Annotated in this window: 25 protein-coding genes and 1 other annotated feature; of the genes, 18 read left to right on the plus strand and 7 right to left on the minus strand. The window is 37.4% G+C overall.

The genetic code is table 11. From position 1 onward, the window contains the following. Window positions 1-8: 8 nt before the first annotated feature. Entirely contained in the window at window positions 9-1073 is a 1065-nt protein-coding gene (locus CKJ95_RS03015) for a multicopper oxidase domain-containing protein (RefSeq protein WP_099351924.1), read from the minus strand. Between the two features lie 411 nt (window positions 1074-1484). Further along, window positions 1485-1718 (plus strand) — a binding site (T-box leader). A 246-nt stretch (window positions 1719-1964) separates the two neighbouring features. On the opposite strand from CKJ95_RS03015, the gene leuS reads away from it, so the two are divergent. Next, entirely contained in the window at window positions 1965-4382 is a 2418-nt protein-coding gene (gene leuS, locus CKJ95_RS03020) for a leucine--tRNA ligase (RefSeq protein WP_099351925.1), read from the plus strand. Window positions 4383-4451: 69 nt separating this feature from the next. Here the strand turns inward: leuS and CKJ95_RS03025 are convergent, their stop codons facing one another. Beyond that, window positions 4452-5501 (minus strand): M42 family metallopeptidase, encoded by a 1050-nt coding sequence (locus CKJ95_RS03025; RefSeq protein WP_099351926.1) that lies wholly within the window; start codon window positions 5499-5501, stop codon window positions 4452-4454. A gap of 159 nt (window positions 5502-5660) precedes the next feature. Between CKJ95_RS03025 and CKJ95_RS03030 the strand changes: the two genes are divergently transcribed. From CKJ95_RS03030 to CKJ95_RS03045, 4 genes are all read left to right on the plus strand, one after another. After that, window positions 5661-5963 (plus strand): rhodanese-like domain-containing protein, encoded by a 303-nt coding sequence (locus CKJ95_RS03030; RefSeq protein ID WP_099351927.1) that lies wholly within the window; start codon window positions 5661-5663, stop codon window positions 5961-5963. 194 nt (window positions 5964-6157) lie between these two features. Beyond that, complete coding sequence (locus tag CKJ95_RS03035) at window positions 6158-6688, plus strand: hypothetical protein (protein WP_099351928.1); 531 nt, start codon at window positions 6158-6160, stop codon at window positions 6686-6688. 69 nt (window positions 6689-6757) lie between these two features. Next, the gene (locus tag CKJ95_RS03040; RefSeq protein WP_099351929.1) at window positions 6758-7318 is read left to right on the plus strand and encodes a hypothetical protein; all 561 of its coding nucleotides are present in this window, start codon (window positions 6758-6760) and stop codon (window positions 7316-7318) included. Between the two features lie 55 nt (window positions 7319-7373). Further along, entirely contained in the window at window positions 7374-7559 is a 186-nt protein-coding gene (locus CKJ95_RS03045) for a sporulation protein Cse60 (protein WP_099351930.1), read from the plus strand. A gap of 32 nt (window positions 7560-7591) precedes the next feature. Here the strand turns inward: CKJ95_RS03045 and CKJ95_RS03050 are convergent, their stop codons facing one another. Next, window positions 7592-8866, minus strand: a complete 1275-nt coding sequence (locus tag CKJ95_RS03050) for an NAD(P)/FAD-dependent oxidoreductase (protein ID WP_099351931.1) — start codon at window positions 8864-8866, stop codon at window positions 7592-7594. 18 nt (window positions 8867-8884) lie between these two features. Beyond that, a complete protein-coding gene (locus CKJ95_RS03055) occupies window positions 8885-9277 on the minus strand; it encodes a thiol-disulfide oxidoreductase DCC family protein (RefSeq protein ID WP_099351932.1) in 393 nt (130 codons plus the stop codon). A 228-nt stretch (window positions 9278-9505) separates the two neighbouring features. Here CKJ95_RS03055 and CKJ95_RS03060 point away from each other — a divergent pair, with 228 nt between their 5' ends. Continuing rightward, window positions 9506-11134 carry a putative polysaccharide biosynthesis protein gene (locus CKJ95_RS03060; protein WP_099351933.1) on the plus strand — a complete coding sequence of 543 codons (1629 nt, stop codon included), beginning with the start codon at window positions 9506-9508 and terminating at the stop codon, window positions 11132-11134. A gap of 82 nt (window positions 11135-11216) precedes the next feature. Here the strand turns inward: CKJ95_RS03060 and CKJ95_RS03065 are convergent, their stop codons facing one another. Beyond that, window positions 11217-11369 carry a hypothetical protein gene (locus CKJ95_RS03065; protein ID WP_306475349.1) on the minus strand — a complete coding sequence of 51 codons (153 nt, stop codon included), beginning with the start codon at window positions 11367-11369 and terminating at the stop codon, window positions 11217-11219. Between the two features lie 177 nt (window positions 11370-11546). Here CKJ95_RS03065 and CKJ95_RS03070 point away from each other — a divergent pair, with 177 nt between their 5' ends. Next, window positions 11547-12266 carry a pseudouridine synthase gene (locus tag CKJ95_RS03070; RefSeq protein ID WP_099351935.1) on the plus strand — a complete coding sequence of 240 codons (720 nt, stop codon included), beginning with the start codon at window positions 11547-11549 and terminating at the stop codon, window positions 12264-12266. A gap of 126 nt (window positions 12267-12392) precedes the next feature. Here the strand turns inward: CKJ95_RS03070 and CKJ95_RS03075 are convergent, their stop codons facing one another. Next, window positions 12393-12611: a DeoR family transcriptional regulator gene (locus tag CKJ95_RS03075; RefSeq protein ID WP_010678476.1), complete on the minus strand. Its 219-nt coding sequence runs from the start codon at window positions 12609-12611 to the stop codon at window positions 12393-12395. Window positions 12612-12972: 361 nt separating this feature from the next. Between CKJ95_RS03075 and CKJ95_RS03080 the strand changes: the two genes are divergently transcribed. From CKJ95_RS03080 to CKJ95_RS03120, 9 genes are all read left to right on the plus strand, one after another. Beyond that, window positions 12973-13695: an ABC transporter ATP-binding protein gene (locus tag CKJ95_RS03080; protein WP_099351936.1), complete on the plus strand. Its 723-nt coding sequence runs from the start codon at window positions 12973-12975 to the stop codon at window positions 13693-13695. Next, window positions 13688-14833: an ABC transporter permease gene (locus CKJ95_RS03085; RefSeq protein WP_099351937.1), complete on the plus strand. Its 1146-nt coding sequence runs from the start codon at window positions 13688-13690 to the stop codon at window positions 14831-14833. Before CKJ95_RS03080 ends, CKJ95_RS03085 begins: the two co-directional genes overlap by 8 nt. Before the next feature lie 11 nt (window positions 14834-14844). Beyond that, window positions 14845-16254: a dipeptidase PepV gene (gene pepV / locus CKJ95_RS03090; protein ID WP_099351938.1), complete on the plus strand. Its 1410-nt coding sequence runs from the start codon at window positions 14845-14847 to the stop codon at window positions 16252-16254. A 179-nt stretch (window positions 16255-16433) separates the two neighbouring features. Further along, the gene (gene thpR / locus CKJ95_RS03095) at window positions 16434-17003 is read left to right on the plus strand and encodes an RNA 2',3'-cyclic phosphodiesterase (protein ID WP_099351939.1); all 570 of its coding nucleotides are present in this window, start codon (window positions 16434-16436) and stop codon (window positions 17001-17003) included. Window positions 17004-17019: 16 nt separating this feature from the next. Continuing rightward, a complete protein-coding gene (locus CKJ95_RS03100; RefSeq protein WP_099351940.1) occupies window positions 17020-17415 on the plus strand; it encodes a CidA/LrgA family holin-like protein in 396 nt (131 codons plus the stop codon). Next, window positions 17412-18098, plus strand: coding sequence for an LrgB family protein (locus CKJ95_RS03105; RefSeq protein WP_099351941.1), 687 nt, complete (start codon window positions 17412-17414; stop codon window positions 18096-18098). The genes CKJ95_RS03100 and CKJ95_RS03105 overlap by 4 nt, the downstream gene beginning before the upstream one ends. Window positions 18099-18113: 15 nt before the next feature. Next, window positions 18114-18833 (plus strand): glucanohydrolase, encoded by a 720-nt coding sequence (locus tag CKJ95_RS03110; RefSeq protein WP_099351942.1) that lies wholly within the window; start codon window positions 18114-18116, stop codon window positions 18831-18833. A gap of 92 nt (window positions 18834-18925) precedes the next feature. Next, window positions 18926-19861 (plus strand): diacylglycerol/lipid kinase family protein, encoded by a 936-nt coding sequence (locus CKJ95_RS03115; protein ID WP_099351943.1) that lies wholly within the window; start codon window positions 18926-18928, stop codon window positions 19859-19861. Between the two features lie 177 nt (window positions 19862-20038). Then, the gene (locus tag CKJ95_RS03120; protein ID WP_257215714.1) at window positions 20039-20827 is read left to right on the plus strand and encodes a phosphotransferase family protein; all 789 of its coding nucleotides are present in this window, start codon (window positions 20039-20041) and stop codon (window positions 20825-20827) included. Here CKJ95_RS03120 and CKJ95_RS03125 read toward each other — a convergent pair. Continuing rightward, a complete protein-coding gene (locus CKJ95_RS03125; RefSeq protein ID WP_099351945.1) occupies window positions 20822-21100 on the minus strand; it encodes a YtzH-like family protein in 279 nt (92 codons plus the stop codon). The two genes, CKJ95_RS03120 and CKJ95_RS03125, sit on opposite strands and share 6 nt — an antisense overlap. Window positions 21101-21297: 197 nt before the next feature. Here CKJ95_RS03125 and trmB point away from each other — a divergent pair, with 197 nt between their 5' ends. Then, on the plus strand, window positions 21298-21942 hold the full coding sequence (gene trmB, locus CKJ95_RS03130) for a tRNA (guanosine(46)-N7)-methyltransferase TrmB (protein WP_099351946.1): 645 nt from the start codon (window positions 21298-21300) through the stop codon (window positions 21940-21942). A 128-nt stretch (window positions 21943-22070) separates the two neighbouring features. After that, on the plus strand, window positions 22071-22916 hold the full coding sequence (locus tag CKJ95_RS03135; protein ID WP_099351947.1) for a YtnP family quorum-quenching lactonase: 846 nt from the start codon (window positions 22071-22073) through the stop codon (window positions 22914-22916). Window position 22917: the final 1 nt, after the last annotated feature.

Raw genomic sequence — 22917 nt, forward strand, 5'->3', positions numbered from 1 at the left:
GTCTTTTTTTAATGTCCAACAGTTTCACTGCCGTCATCTGTTCCGTCAGCTGTAACTTTTAATAATGCAACTGCTCCCTTTGTAGCATGGTTGAACTGGTGAGTTACGATTGAGTAGGTTCCTTCTCTTGTAACCGTAAATTCGACAACTGCTCCACCGCTAGCTGGGAGCATAACAGTTTGTAGGCCTTGCATATGGTTGTATGGGTTACCATCAATATATACATCATCAAATATTGTACCAACTACGTGGAAGGAGCTCACTTCATTTGGACCAACATTATTAATATAAAGTCTTACACGGTCGCCTACTTTAGCAAGAAGTGGTGTTTCTTTTAATGAGAATGTATCACCGTTTGTGTTTAAATCTCCTTCTTTTAGGGCTTTAGTAGAAAATACGACTTGGCTAGGTACACCATTTGTAAAGTCATTTAAATCGTTGTATTTGTACCATTCGTTTTGAATGATAAGGAATTCTCTATCAATCTCTTTATCTGTTGGATACCCATCTTTAGGCTTTACAATGATCGTTCCGTGCATACCGTTTGCAATGTGTGAAAGAACTGGTTTTGTACCGCAATGGTACATAAATACTCCAGGCTTATTTGCTGGGTAAGAGAATGTTCCAGATTCATCAGGCATTACATCAATGAAATCTTTTGAAGGTGATGCATGTACTGCGTGGAAGTCCATGCTGTGTGGAATAGCTGGATCCATATTTTTAAGTGTAAAGTTAATTGTGTCACCTTCATTTACAACTACTACAGGTCCCGGTGCTTCACCGTTAAAGGTCCACGCCTTATAGATATACCCTTTGTCAATTTCAATGTCTGTAATCTGAGCAGTCATTTCAACATTAACTTCATTTTCTGATACCCTTTCTACTTTTAAAGGAACGGGTTCTTGGTTAAGGTCTTTGTGAGGTGCAATTACTTCTCCTTGGCCAGACTCAGAACCAGCTGTTTGTGCTTCTACTTTCTCCTCCTTCACTGCCTCTTGATTACTACCACATCCGGATAAAATGATTGAAGTTCCAACTATTGATGCAACCAACAATTTAATTTTTGTGTTCATGAATAATACCCCCTTGGATACTTGGTATTTGCTTTCTACACCCTTATCATATTCGGAGGGCATCTCTGAAAACGTGATTTTAATCACGCATTTTGACTTAATCTGTGGACAGTTTGTGAATTGGTGAGCATATAAACATCGTTCCAATAGTGATAAGGGTTTAAACGCTTTCGAAGCGGTGTTTTTAGTCAAAATTCCTTCACATATCTGGCCTTTTTTTCCTAAGGGAATGGTTGTCTTAATAACCCGTTTTTGATGTTAAAAGCAGCTATGATTAATGATCGAAAATCGAAATTGCATACGTTTAGGAAAAAATATAGTGGGTAAAATGATGGAGGAAAAGCCCAATTTTTCCTATTTCACTTGCAGTTCTTATATAAATTCTATACAATACTGAATATAATCAAAAATTAATGAGCGTTGAAAAGGAGTAGTAATGTTCTACACACGTGTTAGAGAGTTGACGGGTGGTGCAAGTCAATCGTTGATGAACATGAACTCGCCTTTGAGCAATAAGCATGAACTGCAAATGTGCAAATTAGTGCTTGTCGTATGATCCGCGTTAAGGGTGAATGAAGTGAGTGCACAATTTGTCACTAATGTGGGTGGTACCGCGGGAAGAATACATATCCTCTCGTCCCTTTTGGGATTAGGGGTTTTTTGTTTTTTTATAGGTTTAACTTTATTCAGTAGAATTATATTAAGTGCTGGATAGGTTTCGTAAGAGTAATAAATTCAGTGGGGTCCAATTCCCGTCTGAATAAAGTTAAAGCCTCCGGCGGATGCCTCGATTTTTCAATGGTAATTTTTCGAGCATGCTCGAAAAAAATCGGGCGCAAATACGCCAAGGCGCATTTGATAGCATTTGTAACTGATTAAGGAGGAAGTCTTATGAGTTTTAAACACCAAAAGATCGAGAAAAAATGGCAGCAGTACTGGGAACAGAACAAAACATTTAAGACAACTGAAGACCAAGGAAAGCGTAAATTCTATGCGTTAGACATGTTCCCATATCCTTCTGGAGCGGGACTGCACGTTGGCCACCCTGAAGGCTACACGGCTACTGATATTTTAGCAAGAATGAAGCGTATGCAAGGATACAATGTTCTTCATCCAATGGGGTGGGATGCATTTGGTTTGCCAGCTGAGCAATATGCATTAGATACTGGAAACGACCCTGCTGAGTTCACAGAAAAAAATATCAATACCTTCCGCCGTCAAATTAAAGAACTTGGATTTTCCTATGATTGGGATCGTGAAATTAACACAACAGATCCTAATTACTATAAATGGACACAATGGATTTTCACAAAGCTATTTGAAAAAGGTTTAGCATATGTAGATGAAATTCCTGTTAACTGGTGCCCTGCGTTAGGAACTGTACTTGCAAACGAAGAAGTAATCGATGGGAAAAGTGAACGTGGTGGCCATCCTGTTGAAAGACGCCCAATGAGACAATGGGTATTAAAAATTACGGAATATGCAGAACGTTTACTACAGGATTTAGATGAGCTTGATTGGCCAGATAGTTTAAAGGAAATGCAACGTAACTGGATTGGCCGCTCTGAAGGAGCTCACGTAACCTTTAACATTGATGGACATGAGGAAACATTTACTGTGTTCACAACTCGTCCAGACACCTTATTTGGAGCTACTTATGCAGTACTTGCGCCAGAGCATCCATTTGTTGATAAAATCACGACTCCAGAACAAAAAGAAGCAGTTAATGCCTACCTAGATAAAATCAAGAGTAAGAGTGATTTAGAGCGTACAGACTTAGCAAAAGATAAAACTGGTGTATTCACAGGGGCATATGCCGTTAACCCTGTAAATCAAGAAAAAATGCCAATCTGGATTGCCGATTATGTTCTAATGAGTTATGGAACAGGAGCTATTATGGCAGTTCCTGCTCATGATGAGCGTGACTATGAATTTGCACAAAAGTTTGAATTGCCGATTAAGGAAGTCGTTGCTGGCGGTGATGTTTCCAAAGAAGCATATACAGGTGACGGAGAGCATGTTAATTCAGATTTCCTAAATGGATTAAATAAAGAAGAGGCCATCTCAAAAATGATTGCATGGCTAGAAGAAAATAAGTTAGGTAAAAAGGAAATTACCTATAAATTACGTGATTGGTTATTTAGCCGCCAGCGTTATTGGGGTGAACCAATTCCAGTCATTCAATGGGAAGATGGAACAATGACTACTGTTCCAGAGGAAGAACTTCCACTTGTACTTCCAAAAACGAAGGAAATCAAACCGTCCGGAACTGGTGAATCACCACTTGCAAATATCACAGAGTGGGTAAATGTCGTTGATGAAAAGACTGGCAAAAAAGGCCGTCGTGAAACAAACACAATGCCACAATGGGCAGGAAGCTGTTGGTACTACTTACGCTATATTGATCCACATAATGATCAAGCAATCGCAGATCCGGAAAAATTAAAAGAATGGTTGCCAGTTGATATATATATTGGTGGAGCAGAGCATGCAGTACTTCACTTACTTTATGCAAGATTCTGGCATAAAGTTTTATATGATATCGGTGTTGTTACAACGAAAGAACCATTCCAAAAGCTATTCAACCAAGGTATGATTCTTGGTGAAGGTAACGAAAAAATGAGTAAGTCAAAAGGAAATGTTGTAAACCCTGATGACATCATTGAATCTCATGGAGCAGACACTCTTCGTTTATACGAAATGTTCATGGGGCCATTAGATGCTTCCATTGCTTGGTCAACAAACGGCCTAGATGGTTCTCGTCGTTTCTTAGATCGAATCTGGCGCTTACTTGTTGATGACAATAGTAGCCTATCTTCCAAAGTTAAAGCTGATTCAAATGATACTACACTTGAACGCGTGTATCACCAAACAGTGAAAAAAGTAACAGAAGACTATGAAGCATTACATTTTAATACTGCAATTTCACAATTGATGGTATTCATCAATGATGCATACAAAGCAACTGAATTGCCTAAGCCGTTTATTGAAGGCTTTGTAAAACTTCTTTCTCCAGTTGCTCCTCACTTGGCTGAAGAGCTTTGGGAGAAGCTTGGAAATACAGGAACTATTGCTTATGAATCATGGCCAGCATTTGATGAAGCAAAATTAGTTGAAGCTGAGATTGAGATTGTTATCCAAGTGAATGGAAAAGTAAAAGCAAAGCTTCATGTTCCTGCAGATGCTTCTAAAGAAGTACTTGAGCAAATTGCGATGGGTGCAGACCCAGTTAAGGAACAAATCGAAGGAAAAACAGTTCGCAAGGTTATTGCGGTACCAGGTAAGCTTGTAAATATTGTAGCTAACTAATAGCAAAAAGCCCTCCATTTGGAGGGCTTTTAACATGTAAAAGGATACCACTTATGGCAGCCTTACCATTTACTCAACCATTTCAGATTGTAGATAGTGATAGAGTAGCTTTGTAGTGTTTTCAATTGAATCTTTATGTGTTCGCTCAAATGCGTGAGAAGAGTCGATTCCAGGTCCGATTAATCCATGGATAATATCATGTCCAGAACGAATAGCTGCGGATGCATCAGATCCATAGTATGGATAAATATCTAGCTTATATCCGATTTCATGTTTTTCAGCAAGTTGGACAAGTTTTTTTCGGAAAGCATAATGATAAGGTCCACTAGCATCCTTCACACAAATGGAAACTGTATATTCATCGGTTGATTGACCGTCACCCATTGCTCCCATATCTACGGCTAAGTACTCTACTGTTTCAGGTGTGATATTGGAGTTCCCGCCATAGCCGATTTCTTCGTTATTTGAAATGAGAAAATGTGTTGTATACGGAAGTTCAATATTTTCTGCCTTGATTTGTTTAATCAATTGAAGCAGGATACCAACACTTGCTTTGTCATCCAGATGACGAGACTTTATAAAGCCATTGGCTGTAACTTCCACACGTGGGTCAAAGGAAACAAAATCGCCAACTTCAATACCAAGAGCTCTAACTTCATCCGCATTTTTTACTTTCTCGTCAATCCGGACTTCCATATTTTCTTGGTTACGTTCAGCTTTACCTGCATCTTTGTATACGTGTACAGATTGCTGATGCATTAAAATAGTCCCAGTATAAAATTTGCCAGTTGAAGTTTCGATTCGGCAGTATTCTCCTTCAATCGAGTTGTATTTAAATCCACCAATCAGATCAAGTTTTAATCGCCCACTCGGCTTAATTTCTTTTACAATAGCACCCAATGTGTCCACATGAGCTGTGAGCATACGATGTTTTTGTGTGTCCTTTCCAGGAATAGTGGCAATTATCCCGCCCTTTCGGTTTCGGTATGTATCTACATTTTCCTCTTTTAGAAGCTTTTCTACGAAAGTGATCACTTCGCTTGTGTTTCCAGATGGACTTGGAATCGAAACAAGCTCTTTTATAAGTTGAATGGTTTCGTCTGTATTTGGATACGTCAACTTCTTTTCCCCCTTGATTTTAAGCTAGTTATAGCATACTCTTTTTTAAAAAGAAATTCTAGTTTTCAAGAATATGGAAAACTTAAGTTTTGGAAAATTGTAATCCGTATTTTCGGTTTGCTATAATGGTCGAGATAGAAAGTGAAAGGATGGGACCTAATGATTGAAGAAATAACAACCGAAGAACTTAAACAAAAGCTTGAAGCAGGGGAGAAACTAGAGCTTGTTGATGTTCGTGAAGATGAAGAAGTAGCAGAGGGAATGATCCCTGGAGCAAAGCATATTAAAATGGGAGAAATTCCGGAAAACCTAGGGTTTTTTGATAAAGATACGGAATACATCATTATTTGCCGCTCTGGTGGTAGAAGCTTCAATGTCTGTGCATATCTCGATGACCAAGGCTATAAAGTCCGAAACATGGTCGGTGGAATGATGAATTGGACAGGAGAAACGAAGCGTTAAAAGGCATGGTTACCTGTATTCCTGATAAAAAGTTATAAAAATTAATTTCAAATAAGTATTTAACGTGAATTCATATAGGATTCACGTTTTTATTTTGCTAAAACAATAATAAGATAGTAAATAACGGTAATAATTTATTGAAAAACAATAAAAATATGTTTATTATTAAAATAATAACATTTGGAGGGGAAGAAATGACACTTGTTTTATTGCTCGGTATCTTATTAGTCGTTGTTTTAGGAATTTATCAAAACAAACTTGTGAATTACATAGGTACCAATAATCGCATAGTAAAAAAACTATCAAGCTATAATTGGTTCCAAAATCCATGGCTTAGTGGATTATTTCTATTTGTTTTGAATGCAATTTTATTTGGCTCTACTCTATTAATACTCTATGGACTGAGCTTCCTGATGATCCCTTACATCCATTTATTCATTATGGTGGGAGCTGTTCTAGTAAGTCTGGTTGCATGGATTATACTTTTAAATGCCTGGAAAGGTGATAAAAAGGGACGTTTACTAAGAGGATTTCTAGGCAGTAGCTTTTATTTAATCCTGACACTTGTTTTCACTTATATGATTGTCACCCTTAAACCACAATTTCCAGGAGACGATACCTTTATGGCATTCATCGGACTCGTAATGGCCATCACCGTAACCCTAGTTGCTTTCATTACCTGCTTTTTATTTACAGGACTGTTTGCAAGAAAGGATATGAACTAATCTAAAACTTAAAGTTATATGCAACCCTTGCATTCCTTTTTTCGACTATACCTAAAAGGGGGTTACGAAATGAAATATATAAAAGGGATAATTGTTTTAGTGTTACTTTTCCTGCTTTTTATTGGTTTATTCCCACGTCAAGCATCTGCATGTTCATGTGCCTATCCTGAATCTGTAGAGGATGAGTTAAATAGAAAAACGGCCGTATTTTCTGGAAAGGTCATTAAAATGGAGGATGAAAATAAACGTTCTTATATTCAATCCAGTGCCGATCCAATTCAGGTATTATTTGAAGTCAATGAAAGTTGGAAAGGTGTTGAGACCTCTCAAGTTATTGTAAGCGCTGCAAGATCTAGTGCAAGTTGTGGGTATGAATTTGAATTAGATAAAGAATATATTGTCTATGCCTATGGGGAAATCGATAATTTAGAAACAGGATTATGCGAGAGGACAGCATTATTATCTGAAGCAGGGGAAGATTTAGCGATTCTTGGCCAAGGGAAAGCCCCCACCGAACAAGTGGATTTACAAGATGAACTAGGAAATTCGAATCTGTTTTTGTATCTTGCCATCAGTGTCATTTTACTCGTTATAGGATTCATATTCCGTAAAAGAATGAAAAAATCTTAATTTGTAAGCTTATAAGTCTAAAACTCTGTCAATACTAGTGTTGGAGGTGGAGTTTATGGCTTTGAAGGTGAAGGTTTTTGATGAAGAACATGAAGAGGACCTTGAACATAAGATGAACCGCTTTTTAGAACAAATTGGCGAAGGAGATATTATTGATATTAAATTCCAGGTCGGCGTTTCTTGCGATCAAGAGGATGACCAAATCTTTTGTTTTTCTGCGATGGTCATATATAGAGCCTAACCCACAATAACTAGAGTGAGTTAGGCTCTGCTTTAATTTCGAATGGCTGATGCTTGTTTCCCTGCGTTTTCGCCTGCTAATCTTCCCGTCACAAGGGCTGATGTTATATTGTAGCCACCCGTATATCCGTGTATATCAAGAATTTCTCCACAGAAAAAGAGTCCCTTCATGAGCTTTGACTCCATTTCCTTTGGATGAATCTCTTTGATTGAAACACCACCACCAGTTACAAATGCTTTCTCAATTGGTAAGGTGCCATTTACTGTGAATTGGAATTGTTTACAATCCTTAGCAAATGCACGAATCCGATCATGAGGCAAGTTTGCAAATGTAACCTGAGGGTCGATCTCATTTCTTTCTAATAAAAAGAGTAAATATCTTTCTGGTAAAAATCCTTTTAAGATATTTTTTAATGCCTTCTTAGGCTCTTCTTTCATTAGTTTCAATATTTGCTGAAAAATTTGCTCTTCGTTCATTGTAGGAAGCGCATCAATACTAATGACTACATCATCTACTTTAAACTTCTTCATCGTCTTTACAACAAACTGGCTACATCGTAAAACAGCCGGTCCCGAGATTCCGAAATGAGTAAACAACATGTCCATCTGATGGGTAATTACCGTCTTACCTTTAGGGTTCAGGACACTAACAGCAACATCTCGTAATGCTAGTCCTTGTATGGATTTATTCTTAATAAAATCTTCGCTAGATGTTACCGGAACCTCGGTAGGGAATAGGTCTGTGATCGTATGACCGGCAGCCTTTGCCCATGCATATCCGTCCCCAGTCGAACCTGTTTGTGGTACAGATTTACCACCGACAGCGACAACTACACAACTGGCTTCTAGGTATTCACCGTTTTTTAAGTGTACACCTGCGACCCGACCATCTCTATACTCGAGCTTAGCAACAGGTGTATCTGTTTGGATATGAACGTGTAAAGACTCAAGTTGATTTAATAGGGCATCGACAACAGACTGGGCTTTATTTGTCGTTGGAAACATCCTGCCATGGTCTTCCTCTTTTAGTTGTATCCCTAACTTTTCAAAAAACGCGATAATATCTTCATTATTAAATACAGAGAACGCGCTATATAAAAATCTACCGTTACCTGGGATATGCTTGATGATTTCTTCTATGGGAAGTCGGTTTGTGACATTGCAACGTCCTCCACCTGAAATGGCAAGCTTTCTCCCTAGCTTGTTCCCTTTATCTAAAAGAAGAACCTTTGCTCCTTGCTCTCCAGCAGCAATCGCAGCCATTAAGCCAGAAGGTCCCCCTCCAATTACAATTACATCATACTGCAAATAGAACACTCCTTAACTTCAATCTAAGAATCGTTGGCGGTCCTCTGGAGAAGGAAGCATACAGCTTTCCTGTTTTCCAAACCATTTATAACGATTATTGGCAATAACATGATAAAATATATCCCTGATCGGTGCTGGCACAAATCTAAAAATCGAAAGGAAACGATATGGCCCTTTGAGATTTCGACAGACCCTAAGTGCAGCACTTGATTTTGTAAAATAATGCTCATCTTCAATTAATATAAAACTATTTATGTTTTCGGGAATACCATGTTTTCTCAACAGGTCTTTTCCCACTTCACTTTGAAGGGATGCAAAAAGATATCGTTGTTTCGAATCTCTTTTAAGGATAAATTGGACACTGCTGTTGCAAAACGTACAAACGCCATCAAACAAAATAATATCTTTCATGGCTTTACACACTCCCATACTTTCCTTATTACATCATATCATGGGATTGCTATATTGTTGAAACATAGAATAAGTTTGAAATTAAAAACTAACAAGTCTAAACTATACATGACAAAGCTTAAGAAGCCAATAAGTTAACAAACAGACAAATTATTTTAGGTTAATAATTTTTGTAAGTATGATAAAATTATTTGGTTAGTCTTCAAATATAAAGATTGGGGATTTTATATGTCAGATTCGAAACTATTGCGTGGGACGTTTGTTTTAACCCTTGCTACATATATTTCTCGAGTACTAGGGATGATCTATGTGTTTCCTTTCGTTTATTTAGTTGGAAGCCTAGGATCTGCCCTTTATTCGTATGGTTATGCACAATATACAATATTTTTATTTATATCAACAGCGGGAATTCCAGCTGCTGTTTCTAAATTTGTATCTAAATATAATTCATTAGGCGATTATCATACTGGGATGAGGATGTATAAATCTGGGCTAATCGTAATGGGGCTTACAGGTTTAGTTGGTTTTACAATCCTTAACTTAATTGCACCGATTCTTGCACCAATTGTTCTTGGTGGGGGAGATGCAGGAAATACGGTTGAAGATGTTACATTCGTGATACGAATGGTAAGTTTTGCTTTACTTGTGGTTCCGATTATGAGTATTCAACGAGGATTCTTCCAAGGTCACCAATCAATGGGACCAACTGCTGTTTCACAGGTTGTGGAACAGATCGTCCGAATTTCCTTTGTACTTGCAGCAACTTTTATTGTAATGAAGATAATCGATGGAGAGAGAGTATTTGCTGTTGGCTTAGCTACATTTGGTGCCTTTATTGGGGCGCTTGGTGGATTGGCAGTACTCCTATGGTATTGGTTTAAGCGAAAACCATACTTAGAGGAAATGCTCGCGAAAAGTAAACCACAAACAGATATGACAACAAAGGAGATGTTTAGGGAGCTGTTTTCCTATGCGGGACCTTTTGTCATTGTAGGACTTGCGATTCCGCTTTATCAATATGTTGACCAACTTACGTTTAACAAAACAATGATGAGCAACGGAGTCGATAAAGATATATCTGAAGGATTATTTTCATATGTCACCTTCATGGTTCCAAAATTGGTTATGATTCCTGTGTCTTTAGCGACTGCATTTAGTCTAACGCTTGTACCAACGATTACAAAGTCGTTTACATCAGGGGACTTTAGTTTACTTAGAAGTCAAATTGATAAGACCTTTCAAATTTGTGTGCTGTTAGTATTACCAGCCGTTGTAGGTTTATCAGTATTAGCCTATCCAGCCTTTAATGCATTTTTTGAAATGAGTGAAGCTGGTGGTCGAATTCTAAGATGGTATGCACCTGTCGCGATTCTATTTTCTTTCTATTCGATTTCAGCTGCTATTCTACAAGGAATTAATAAGCAAAAGTTTGCAGTCGTAAGTTTGTTTATGGGGCTAATTCTCAAAATTAGTTTCAATAGTCCGTTTATCTCCTGGTTTGGTGAGATTGGTTCAATTCTTGCTACTGCCTTAGGATACACGGTGGCCATTTTATATTGTTTCTGGATGATTGCAAGACATGCAGGATATAAATACTCAATGTTTGCAAGAAGGTCGTTATTAATGGCTATTTTCGCAACTGTTATGGCATTGGCTATATTTTTAATCGGATGGTTATTATCTTTTGTTGTTGGTTTTGAAAATGGAAGGGTGCAGTCAGTCTTCGTGCTCTTAGTTGGGGTTGTAGTTGGTGCTGCTGTTTACCTATTTTTAGCTTATCGTTCACGACTATTGGAGGTCCTTCTTGGTAATCGATTTGCATTTTTATCTAGAGATAGAAAAAAGGCTGTTCAGTAAGTGACAGCCTTTTTTTCGAATATATCTATTCGATTTGTGTGAGAGGAACAACTTTTTCGGGTTAGAAGGATCTTACAAAGTGTTAGCCTTGGAAAGTCCCAATGCCTAGACGACGCTCAATGCGGTCGATACGGCGGTCTAAACGGTCGATCTGATTTTCTAATCTTTGGACTTGGCGCTCAAGACGGTCGAGACGACGATCTACGTTTCCGCCTCCACCTGGAAATCCAGGCATTCCTGGGAAGAAGCCCTGAGGTTGTTGACGATAATCATAATAATACATAGTGGTATCGCTCCTTTTTCTTTATAAAAATACAATAACAGTGTATGTATGAAGGGCGTTTGTGCAATGAATAAAACGCCCATTCTAATAAAGAATGGGTATTCGCGGAGTAAAAAGGAGGTATTTGAATTGCGAATTGATAAATTACTTGCCAATCGAGGATTTGGAAGTAGGAAAGAAGTTAAAAGCCTATTAAAATCAGGAGCTGTTCAAATAAATGGCGTAGCTATCAAAGATTCTAGTAAGCATGTAAATGTAGAATCAGATTCAGTCACCGTTCATGGTGAAATAATCGAATACAAGGAATTCATTTATTTAATGCTAAATAAACCTCAGGGTGTTATATCGGCAACTGAGGATCATCTTCATGACACTGTTCTTGATTTATTAGAAATGGAAGATAGTGTCTACAATCCTTTTCCAGTCGGACGTTTGGATAAGGATACAGAAGGTTTATTGCTGTTAACTAATGACGGTCAGCTTGCACATCAATTGCTTTCACCAAAAAAACATGTGCCCAAAACCTATATTGCCATTATTGAAGGTGAAGTAACTCAAGTGGATGTGGAGGCATTTCGAAACGGGGTTACGCTTGATGATGGATATGAAACAATGCCAGCAGAACTAAAAATCATTAGCAGTGGATTGCGCTCTGAAATCGAAGTAATCATTGAAGAAGGAAAGTTCCATCAAGTAAAGCGAATGTTTGAGTCGGTAGGGAAGCGAGTCATCTATTTGAAAAGGGTTAAAATGGGGCCGTTACCACTAGATGAGTCTCTCGAGTTAGGAGAATATCGTGAGTTAACAGATGATGAGGTATTGCAATTAAAAAACTATACGAAACATTAACAAGGGCTGTCATTAAGACAGCCCTTTATCATTGCAAATATAGTTTCTATGTATGTATCTGTATGGATAGGCTTTCTAGTGTGAAGTTATTTGCTACCTTCTTCAAGCGCCCCTTATAATTGGTTGCTAAGATATTTTGACTTTCTTTTTTGTGATTGTCCATTTTCCTCGGCTAGGGCTGCGAACCAAATCATTATATGCTAACACATTCAAATCACGCTGAATGGTTCTTGATGTTATTCCAAATTCATCCACAAGCTCCTGTGTTGTTACAGTCCCTTTTTCGTTAATAAACATGTAGACTGATTTGATACGAGTTAACATACGGTTTGTTGAAGGCTTCAAAAAACCACTCCTTATCATTTTTGTACATGCCAGACATGCCTCAGTCTTCCTATTAATTAAATCACTTTTCAAAAATATCAATTGGTATTACGTATTCATATTTTAAACAAACAATCTTATATATATGTCCTTTTATCACCTCTTCTCTTTACAGGTGCGTTTGCTATATATATATAGTTGTAACTGAATAGTATGACTATTTCCACAAAAGTTTTCAAGAATTTACATTTTACTTCTATTATTATCATAAATTATTTCTACTATTCTGTTTTTTACATTTTAATTACAGTTTGGTAAAGGTCGTCCAAAGTAAGGAAACTTTTTTTAAGGATTTTCGTACATAATGGTGGAGGGGTTGTGAATGGAACAGATATTATTGGAAGTCTCGATACAGGATTCTGGCTATGAAGAAAATAATAAGATTGTAGAGGATCTTTCTTTTTCAATCAACCGCGGCGAAATCGTTGGGCTTATTGGACCTAATGGTGCAGGTAAAAGTACAACGATAAAAACAATTCTCGGATTATTAGAAAACACAAATAGCAAGATTGATTTTATCAATAACCATACATATGCTTATATTCCAGAACGTCCGGTTTTTTATGATGAATTGACATTATGGGAACATCTCGATCTTGCGGCGGGTGTGATGGAGATTGAAGACTCACAGTTTAATAAAAGGGCGATGAAACTAGTTAATCTATTCCATATGGAAAAAGTGATACATAAGCTTCCAAGTACTTTTTCAAAAGGGATGCAGCAGAAGGTAATGCTCATAACTGCCTTTCTTATAAAACCGGATATTTATATAATCGATGAACCGTTTGTCGGTTTAGATCCAATGGCTATGCAGGATTTTTTAACACTAATTGATGATGAGAAAAAACGTGGTGCAGGAATTCTGATGAGTACACATGTATTAGATACTGCAGAAAAGGTATGTGATCGTTTCCTATTGGTAGCGAGTGGCAGGCTTAAGGCTGAGGGGAATCTTGAAAACATTCGTACAGAAGCCAACCTTCCTGAGGCTGCACTTTTACAGTGCTTTAACCAAATTGTACAAGGTGAAACATCGAATGAATAAAAGTTTATTTAGTACTCGACTTCGTAAGGAAATTGGGTATCAATGGGGTGTATTTAAAAGTGTAGTAGACTGGACCATTTTCCTGTATTTATTCATTCCTGCAATTGCAATAGGGGTCTACCATTATTATTTTTGGTGGTCTGATATTCCAAACTGGATTACTGGTTTCCCACTTTCCTTAATATTTATTTTGCTCTATTTTTTTTGCTGGGAAGGACGTATTCGGACATTTTTGGAGGAAGCAGACCAATTATTTTTACTTCAAAAGCGCTACCTTGTAGTAGTTTTGAAAAAATCGACACGTAATCTATTTGTCCTTGGCTATAGTATAGAAGTATTCATTCTTGTAGGAATACTAGCGCCCTTCTTATTCAATTATTACAACCTATCTTGGTTAGAAATTCTTAGTGTTACCTTTTATTTTATCAGCCTAAAAGCCCTTATTCTCGGATGGAAGCAAAACCTGGACGATATCGTTTCACCATGGAAAAAAGGCTTTATTACAGTTTCCTTATTCATTGTATTAGGTGCTATCACATCTGTAATTGTAGCTTGGGCAGTTGAACAGTTTGCTTTACTATTGGTAATGATTGGCCTTATTCAATGGTTCTTATTCTGGAAGACTTCTTCTAAAAGAATAGACAAGCTTACAACCTTCTCTAAGGATGTTGAGCTAGAGAAAATGCTGAAGCTGAAGTATGTTAGGAGTATCTTTGTTTTTTCCGAATATGTAGAAAAAACACCAAATCAAAAGAAGCGAAGCCCATATTTTTATCGGAACTCAAAAAGAATTTATAAAAAACGTAATCGAAATAAAAGCTTACAAGAATTATTTATAAAAGCATTTTTTAGGAACAAAACCTATTTGTTTCAATGTTTACAAATCTCAAGTATCACGACGGCAGCCTTGTTTGTGATACCTCCTATTTGGATCAAATGTATAATCTTTTTTGGTTATATTATAATCGTAAGGATGTGGATAAAGATTGTATATAAGCGGATCCTGTCCAATCATTTTATCGTCAATGTTAGAAAAGATGATATTATTCGGATACAGGCGGAACACTATATTGTGAATTTAATATCGCTTCCTGTAATATCAATTGTAGGATTAATACTAATTTTGATCATAGTGTAAGGAGAATTAGGATGGAACAGATTAACTGGCTTGAAGAAGTAACAAAACGTAAAGACCAAATGATTAAAGATACGCAAGATTTTTTGAGAATAAAAAGTGTCCTTGATGAAGAAAATGGAACACCAACTGCACCGTTTGGAGCGGGAATTGATGAGGCATTACACTATTTATTAGACAAAGGCAGTGCGGAAGGCTTTAGTGCTAAAAACCTTGATGGCTACGCAGGACATCTCGAAATGGGTTCTGGAAATGATTTGGTTGGTATCTTATGCCATATCGATGTTGTACCAGAAGGGGATGGATGGTCTAGTGATCCGTTTGGGGCAGAAATTCATGACGGAAAAATAATTGCAAGGGGCTCACTTGATGATAAAGGTCCAACAATGGCTGCATATTACGCGATGAAAATAGTAAAGGAATTAGATTTGCCACTTTCTAAGCGTGTCCGAATGATCATTGGAACGGATGAAGAAAGTGATTGGCGCTGTGTCGACCATTATTTTAAGCACGAAGAAATGCCGACAATGGGCTTTGCACCAGATGCGGACTTCCCGATTATTTATGCTGAAAAAGGAATCGCCGATTTTGATTTGGTTCAAAAACCGGGTCAAGCTTCTGGTGGTGAGCTTCGCTTAGAGTCATTCAGTTCAGGGCGACGCTACAACATGGTTCCTGATTTTGCAGAGGCTAAGCTTGAAGGGAAAGCAAATCTTCAAGAAATGGTGAATGATTTTCAAGAATTTTTACATAAAAACACATTAGAAGGTCGTGGCATTTGTGATGAAGATACCGTCATTTTTCAGCTTGAAGGTGTGTCTGCTCACGGGATGGAGCCAGACCATGGGAAAAATGCGGGCTTATATTTGGCAACCTTTTTACAAGGATATTCATTAGATGAACAAGCTACGCAATATGTAAAATTCATAAATGAATATTTCGTTGGTGATTCAAGAGGAAGAAGTCTAGGTGTTGCTTATAGTGATGACATCACAGGTGATCTAACCATTAATGTTGGAAAGCTTTCCTATTCTTCAGTGAACGGTGGAAGACTCGGATTAAATTTACGTTACCCTGTAACAAATGATATGGACGGAACGAAGAAGAAACTTGAGGAAGTATGTGAGAAGGTCGGATTTGAGCTTACGAAGTACAGTAATTCTTCACCACACCATGTTGACAAGAATCATCCATTAATTCAAACTCTTCAAAAAGTCTATGAGGAACAAACTGGTGAAGAGGCCACTTTGGTTTCAATTGGTGGAGGAACATATGCAAGGTCATTAGAAGCGGGTGTGGCATTCGGACCATTGTTCCCAGGTCGTCCAGATGTTGCCCACCAAAAAGATGAATGTATTTTAGTAGAGGACTTAGTTAAGGCAACTGCAATTTATGCTCAAGCGATTTATGAGTTAGCGAAATAAGATGCCGAGAAGCCCGCCCTGTTGGCGGGCTTTTAAATTGGGATTAAGTGCTAACGCCGATAGAATCGGCCCTAGTTTCCCTTTATACGTAAGTTTGCTAAAATGATAAAGTGAAACTTGGGGTCTTACTGCCCGTTAATGCGGGATAAAATAAATTATGCTAAAAAAGGGGCTTTAAAATGGAGCATCAAACTCACTACTTTCTTGCACTTGCACTTCCTCCAGAGACGAAAGAGCTCTTGTTTAAATGGCGCGAAATGCTTGAACCACGCCTTCCGTTTAAGTCATGGGTTCATCCTGAGGATTTACACATTACGCTTGCTTTTTTAGGGGGGCAGGCATCGTTTAAACAATTGACTTCCATCAAAAAAGAAATGCCGGAAATCGCTAAGCAGCATCCACACTTTAATCTTCGACTAAATGGGCTAGGAACGTTTGGTAAATCAGATTCTCCTCGTATCTTATGGGCTGGAGTAGAAGAAAGCGAACCTTTAAGAGCTCTTCAAAAAGATATCTATCAGGTGTGCACGGACTTGGGCTTTTCCCTTGATAAGCGAAAGTTTACTCCACATATTACAATGGCTAGAAAATGGAAATCTGAAAATCCATTTTCTACAAATGACTTATATGAAGTCGTACAACCAAAAGAAGACCAATCACTATTTAAAGCAGAGCATTTTGTGCTATATCAAACTCACTTGAATCGAACGCCGAAGTATCAGCCGTTATCGATATTTTCATTGAGCTAAAAAAGGGGAATTTTTCATGAGATTTGTTAAGATTTGTTTTCAAATCGCCATTTTATATATGATTTATTGGGTAGGAACATTGATACAAGGCCTTTTACACACATCAATTCCAGGTAGTATTATTGGGATGATTTTGTTATTTATCTTGTTACAAACAAACATCATTAAAGAAAAATGGCTAGGAGAAGGGGCACAATTTTTACTTGCGTATTTGGCACTGCTCTTTGTGCCAGCAACTGTTGGGATTATGGATTACCTCTCCTTTTTCAAAGGGAAGGGCCTTATTACGGTTGCCATTGTGTTGTTCAGTACAATTCTAGTTATGCTTACTTCAAGTATAGTTGGTGACAAATTAGCAGCTAGAAAACAACAGAAACAAAGCAAGAGTATCGGGGAGGGCTTTGGAGCATGAACACTCTATATGCGATTAGCTCTATCGTTTGTACGATCATTATTTTTCTTTTGATGACAAGACTGTATAAGCGATATACCCACCCGTTACTAGTTCCAATTGCAACAACTACGTTTGTGATTCTTATTATCTTGTTATTCCTCTCAATCTCTTATGAAACTTATATGTTGGGTGGGAAATGGATAGATGAGTTACTCGGGCCTGCAGTGGTGGCATTGGCCTATCCTTTGTATCAAAATCGCAGATCGTTAAAGGAATTTTTCATTCCGATTATCATTGGCGTGTTTGTAGGTTCAACGACAGGAATCATAACAGGACTTTATTTTTCAAAAGTATTAGCAATCGACTCAGATATTATCCTTTCTCTTGCTCCAAAATCAGTGACATCTCCGGTTGCTATGGATATTGCAAGTGTGACGGGAGGAATTCCTGCATTGGCGGCCGTTTATGTGATGTTTGCGGGAATTTCGGGTGCTATGTTTGGTCCACTTCTTTTAAAAATGGTTAAGGTTAATCACTTTGTTGGTGTTGGTTTAGGTTTTGGAACAGCATCACATGGAATTGGTACAGCAAGGGCATTGGAAATAGGAACAAATCAAGGGGCCATAAGCTCGATTGCGATGATTTTAAGTGCGGTCTATACATCGATCATATTGCCAGTATTGTTTTCTTTTTTTCTATAATGAGGTGTAAAGAAGTTGGGACAATTAATAAAATTGCAGGATTATATATCTAGGTATGAGATTGATATGTTTCGGTATCCCGGCCAGTTTATCCGGCAAAAGAGAAAACAATGGGAACAGTCAACGTTAGAGAAGCAACATTTTCTTGATCATATCTTTGATTTTCAAATGAAGTGGGCAAGTTCCACGATTCTGGAAAAATCATATATAGATAAGGAATTTTACAAAGATCATAATTTAAAATACTTTCTTCAGCGATTTCCAGACACATATCTTGTATTATATAGACCTATATTTAAGTTGAAAAATGCACCGGTTGAAGTGGAAATTATCATGATTAGCCCGACGACAACTTGGTTAATTACAATTCTTGAAGGGGAAGAAAATAGTGTGTTTATAGGCACAAATGATAGGTTTTGGATTGAACGAAAAGGAAAGCATGATAAAAAAGTGTTATCACCGATGATTGAACTGGATCGGATGGATGGTATCGTTCGTACGATTTATTCTTTATATGATATCGAGCTACCAATTCGGAAAGTGATATTGAATCGTACAGGCTATATTGATTTTCCGCTTGCCCCATTTGATGTGGATTTAGTGGAAAAAAGAAAGTATGAAGAGTGGTTCACCGGGTTGCGAAAGATGAGTTCTCCATTAAAACATATGCAATTAAAAGCAGGCAATGCGTTACTACAATACTGTCATACTGTTTGTGTGCGCAGAATGGATTAGGGTGCAAAAGAATGCACCCTTTTTTCATTGTCATCTCTATAAATATAAAATACTATTAAGTCATGAATGTCATATTCTTTTGAGGATAAACTATGAAACTTTTGATTTTTATTGTAAATAAACAGGCTGGGAACGGTAAGGGACTAAAAGTCTGGAACCAGCTTAAACATGATTTAGAACAGAAAAAAATCCACTATCGTTCTTTCTTCACAAAATACCCAAATCATGCCGGTGAATTGGCGCGACAAATCGGTTCAATGTTTGAAGATAAGGTGGAGGCTGTCATTGCTGTTGGGGGGGATGGAACCATTAATGAAGTCGTAAATGGCATGGTGTATTATCCCGAGATTAAGGTAGGGTATATCCCAGCTGGCTCTGGAAATGACTTTTCAAGAGGTTTTAAGGTGCCAAAATCTCCATTAGATGCACTCACCTTCATTATTCGCAATAAATCAGGTAAAGGAAAATTGTTTGATATCGGAAAATGCAAGCTTCAAGGGAAAACTAAGAGTTCCTATTTTGTGAGTAGCTTAGGCACAGGTTTTGACGCTGCAGTTGCGAAGCGAACAAATGAATCGACAATGAAGAAATACTTAAATAAGGTACATCTCGGCTCATTAGCATACGTCGGTGCACTGATCCGCCTCCTTTTTACCTATCACCTTACGAACGTTACAGTAAACATTGACGGGAAAGACTTCCATTATGAAGATGTTTGGTTTGTGACCGTTTCAAATCAACCTTTTTATGGAGGAGGAATGAAAATAGCACCACAGGCAAAGACAACAGATGGTTTCTTTGATATTACGGTTGTTCATCATCTTTCAAGAATCAAACTTCTATTTGTATTTGCGACAGTTTTCTTCGGAGCTCATACCAAGTTTAAGGAAATTGCGCAGCATAAAGGTGTAACTATTCGTATTGAATCAGATGAGAAAATGTTTGTTCATGCGGATGGCGAATTCATTGGCCAAACTCCTGTTCAGGTTGAAGTTCAGCATCGAAAAATACCCTTTTTGGTCAAATAAGCCTTTTTGGTACTATTTGCCTGTGTTATTTTTGCTATTTTTTATAGCGAAAAAGTTTCTTTATCTTGACTTTAATTGTAATTCAACGCTAAAATTTAGTAAGATAGCTATTGTTATATGATTTGTTCAATAGCTGTCTTTTTTATTTTATATTTATTAGGAAATGTTGTGTTGAAATTGGAGATAAACTGGCTTACATACGTATTAGGCAACGAGTGGGAATACTCCCCAGCGGGTGGTGCAACGGGAGACGCGTATTTTGCCCAATTAAATGATAAAAAAATATTTCTTAAACGAAATTCATCCCCGTTTCTTGCGGTTCTTTCTGCAGAAGGGATTGTTCCGAAGTTAATTTGGACGAAGCGTCTCGAGAATGGCGATGTTGTCACAGCACAGCAATGGCTCAGCGGCAGAGAATTGAAACCTGCTGAGATGAACGGTGAAAATGTGGCGGGATTACTTAAAAAGATTCATCAGTCCAATGAGCTATTAGAAATGCTAAGACGTATAGGTAAAAAGCCTATAGAAGCCAAGGATGTATTGGACGATGTATTACGAAAATTGCATCCAGACTTATTAAAGTTTGAAATTGTAAACAAGGCCATCACATTTTTAGAGCAAGAACTTGTGAATATGGACCATGATCATAATGTCGTTTGTCATTCTGATGTCAATCATAACAATTGGTTATTATCAGATAGCAATGAGCTCTACTTAATTGACTGGGATGGAGCGATGATTGCAGATCCTGCAGTTGATATTGGTATGCTTTTACATTGGTATATAAAAAAAGAAGACTGGCCAAATTGGATCAGTCTCTACGGAATGGAATTAACAGATAATCTGCTTCTGCGTATGAAATGGTATGTGGTTGCACAATCTTTGCATCTTTTAGGTTGGTACCAGGTAAAAAAGAAGGAGAAGGAAATCCTTCATTGGCTGCAATATTTGGAGCATTTATTATGAGTATTGGTCAATATCTGAAATCCATTGATTAATTTGATTTTGATGTGATTCAATATGGTTATCTAGATGCTGGGTATATTGGCCTTGTTGACTATAGGAATAGACGTCTGTTAAAACCTGTTTCACACTCTGGTCAATATTTGGGTTTGCCAGAAGGGATTGAATCAGTCTTCCTAATTGTTCGCATTCAGATACTGTACCACAGCAATCCATTTGATGATTTGATAATATATCCTTTAAAATATCCATTTGATGTGTATGATCTAGAGGCATTTTAGAACACTTCCTTTTTGATGTTGTCTCTATACTACATTTCCATGAAATGACCATTTTTATACGAAGTAAACACGAAACTCACCAATCGGTGGGTTTACGTTGTTTTTTGGCATAAAATCGTCTAACAAAGCCTTGCACGAATGCTTTGGACATGTTATTCTTTTGTGCGATACAACTTAAATGAGGTGGCAATCATGCGTTTGCGCAATAAACCGTGGGCGAAGGAAAGATTAGCTTCATACCCACAGTACGTAATCGAGAATCCAGTTGAACATAAAGGGAACTGGAATCAAGTTTTTGGAAATGATAATCCGATTCATATAGAAGTAGGTACAGGTAAAGGCAGATTTGTTACAGAGATGGCAAAAGCTCATCCTAATATCAACTATATTGGGATTGAATTATATGAAAGTGTCATAGTCGCAGCTTTAGACCGTGTGATTGAGGCAGAGATACCCAATCTTAAATTATTGAATCAAAATGCAGATAAACTTAGGGACTTTTTTGAAAAAGGAGAAGTTGACCGCGTTTATCTCAATTTTAGTGATCCATGGCCAAAGACACGTCATGAAAAACGTCGCTTAACCTACAAAACGTTTTTACAAATGTATGAGGATATCCTTGTTGACAAAGGTGAAATTCATTTTAAAACCGATAATCGTGGCTTATTCGAATATTCGTTAAGAAGCTTTTCTGAATACGGACTGCTTTTAACATTTGTAAGTCTTGACCTTCATAAATCAGATTTTGAAGATAATATCATGACGGAGTATGAAGAAAAATTTTCCGAAATGGGACATCCGATCTATCGTTCAGAGGTTCGATATCAACATAAGTAATCGTAACACTTCCCATAAACAATGGTTTATGGGTTTTTTTATGTTGGTTAACTATACGGAAAGATGATTTATAAATTTTCTTAATAATGGTAAAATGAGGATAACCGTTAGTGAAGGGTGGGGAAAGAATGGAACAGCTTGTAATTGGTGATATTACACTTACTTGGTTAAATGGCGGTGTTACACATTTAGATGGTGGCGCAATGTTTGGAGTTGTACCTAAACCGTTATGGTCAAAAAGATATCCACATAATGAAAAGAATCAAATTGAACTGCGAACAGATCCAATCCTTGTAAGAGCAGGTTCAAAAAATATACTAATTGAATCAGGAATTGGTAATGGGAAACTTACTGATAAGCTGAAACGAAATTTTGGGGTCCTTGAGGAATCTTCCATTGATAAGTCTTTAGCAGAACTTGGACTAACAACGAGCGATATTGATATCGTCCTTATGACTCATCTTCATTTTGATCATGCGTGTGGTCTTACGAAATGGGAAAATGAAAAATTAGTAGCTACTTTTGAGAACGCTGTCATCTATGCATCAGATGTGGAATGGCAAGAAATGCGCAATCCGAATATCCGCTCAAAAGCGACATACTGGAAAGATAATTGGGAAGCAATCGAACATCAAGTAAATACGTTTACTGACAAACTTGAGGTTGTCCCTGGAATTAAGATGATACATACAGGCGGACATAGTGATGGTCATTCTATTATTTTGTTAGAAAGCCAAAATGAACAGGCAATACATATGGCCGATATCATGCCGACACATGCTCATCAAAATGTTTTGTGGGTGTTGGCTTATGATGATTACCCTATGAAATCGATTGAGCAAAAACAAAAATGGATGGGTAAAGGACTTGCAAAAGAAGCATGGTATATTTTTTATCATGATGCTTTATATCGAGCAATTAAATGGAATCAATCTGGACAAATGATTGATTCATTAAAAAGAATTCGAGAATAAA

It is taken from the genome of Fredinandcohnia onubensis, assembly GCF_002734285.1.
Taxonomy (GTDB): Bacteria; Bacillota; Bacilli; order Bacillales; family Bacillaceae_L; genus Ferdinandcohnia; species Ferdinandcohnia onubensis_A.

What these genes read in the sequence shown, in the direction of transcription:
- CKJ95_RS03030 (WP_099351927.1), top strand. Translation starts at nt 5,661, where the DNA reads ATGATTGAAGAAATAACAACCGAAGAACTTAAACAAAAGCTTGAAGCA.
- trmB (WP_099351946.1), top strand. Translation starts at nt 21,298, where the DNA reads ATGCGTTTGCGCAATAAACCGTGGGCGAAGGAAAGATTAGCTTCATAC.
- CKJ95_RS03040 (WP_099351929.1), top strand. Translation starts at nt 6,758, where the DNA reads ATGAAATATATAAAAGGGATAATTGTTTTAGTGTTACTTTTCCTGCTT.
- CKJ95_RS03125 (WP_099351945.1), bottom strand. Translation starts at nt 21,100, where the DNA reads ATGCCTCTAGATCATACACATCAAATGGATATTTTAAAGGATATATTA.
- CKJ95_RS03015 (WP_099351924.1), bottom strand. Translation starts at nt 1,073, where the DNA reads ATGAACACAAAAATTAAATTGTTGGTTGCATCAATAGTTGGAACTTCA.
- CKJ95_RS03065 (WP_306475349.1), bottom strand. Translation starts at nt 11,369, where the DNA reads ATGCCTGGATTTCCAGGTGGAGGCGGAAACGTAGATCGTCGTCTCGAC.
- leuS (WP_099351925.1), top strand. Translation starts at nt 1,965, where the DNA reads ATGAGTTTTAAACACCAAAAGATCGAGAAAAAATGGCAGCAGTACTGG.
- CKJ95_RS03105 (WP_099351941.1), top strand. Translation starts at nt 17,412, where the DNA reads ATGAACACTCTATATGCGATTAGCTCTATCGTTTGTACGATCATTATT.
- CKJ95_RS03060 (WP_099351933.1), top strand. Translation starts at nt 9,506, where the DNA reads ATGTCAGATTCGAAACTATTGCGTGGGACGTTTGTTTTAACCCTTGCT.
- CKJ95_RS03115 (WP_099351943.1), top strand. Translation starts at nt 18,926, where the DNA reads ATGAAACTTTTGATTTTTATTGTAAATAAACAGGCTGGGAACGGTAAG.
- CKJ95_RS03085 (WP_099351937.1), top strand. Translation starts at nt 13,688, where the DNA reads ATGAATAAAAGTTTATTTAGTACTCGACTTCGTAAGGAAATTGGGTAT.
- CKJ95_RS03055 (WP_099351932.1), bottom strand. Translation starts at nt 9,277, where the DNA reads ATGAAAGATATTATTTTGTTTGATGGCGTTTGTACGTTTTGCAACAGC.
- thpR (WP_099351939.1), top strand. Translation starts at nt 16,434, where the DNA reads ATGGAGCATCAAACTCACTACTTTCTTGCACTTGCACTTCCTCCAGAG.
- CKJ95_RS03045 (WP_099351930.1), top strand. Translation starts at nt 7,374, where the DNA reads ATGGCTTTGAAGGTGAAGGTTTTTGATGAAGAACATGAAGAGGACCTT.
- CKJ95_RS03135 (WP_099351947.1), top strand. Translation starts at nt 22,071, where the DNA reads ATGGAACAGCTTGTAATTGGTGATATTACACTTACTTGGTTAAATGGC.
- CKJ95_RS03035 (WP_099351928.1), top strand. Translation starts at nt 6,158, where the DNA reads ATGACACTTGTTTTATTGCTCGGTATCTTATTAGTCGTTGTTTTAGGA.
- CKJ95_RS03080 (WP_099351936.1), top strand. Translation starts at nt 12,973, where the DNA reads ATGGAACAGATATTATTGGAAGTCTCGATACAGGATTCTGGCTATGAA.
- pepV (WP_099351938.1), top strand. Translation starts at nt 14,845, where the DNA reads ATGGAACAGATTAACTGGCTTGAAGAAGTAACAAAACGTAAAGACCAA.
- CKJ95_RS03100 (WP_099351940.1), top strand. Translation starts at nt 17,020, where the DNA reads ATGAGATTTGTTAAGATTTGTTTTCAAATCGCCATTTTATATATGATT.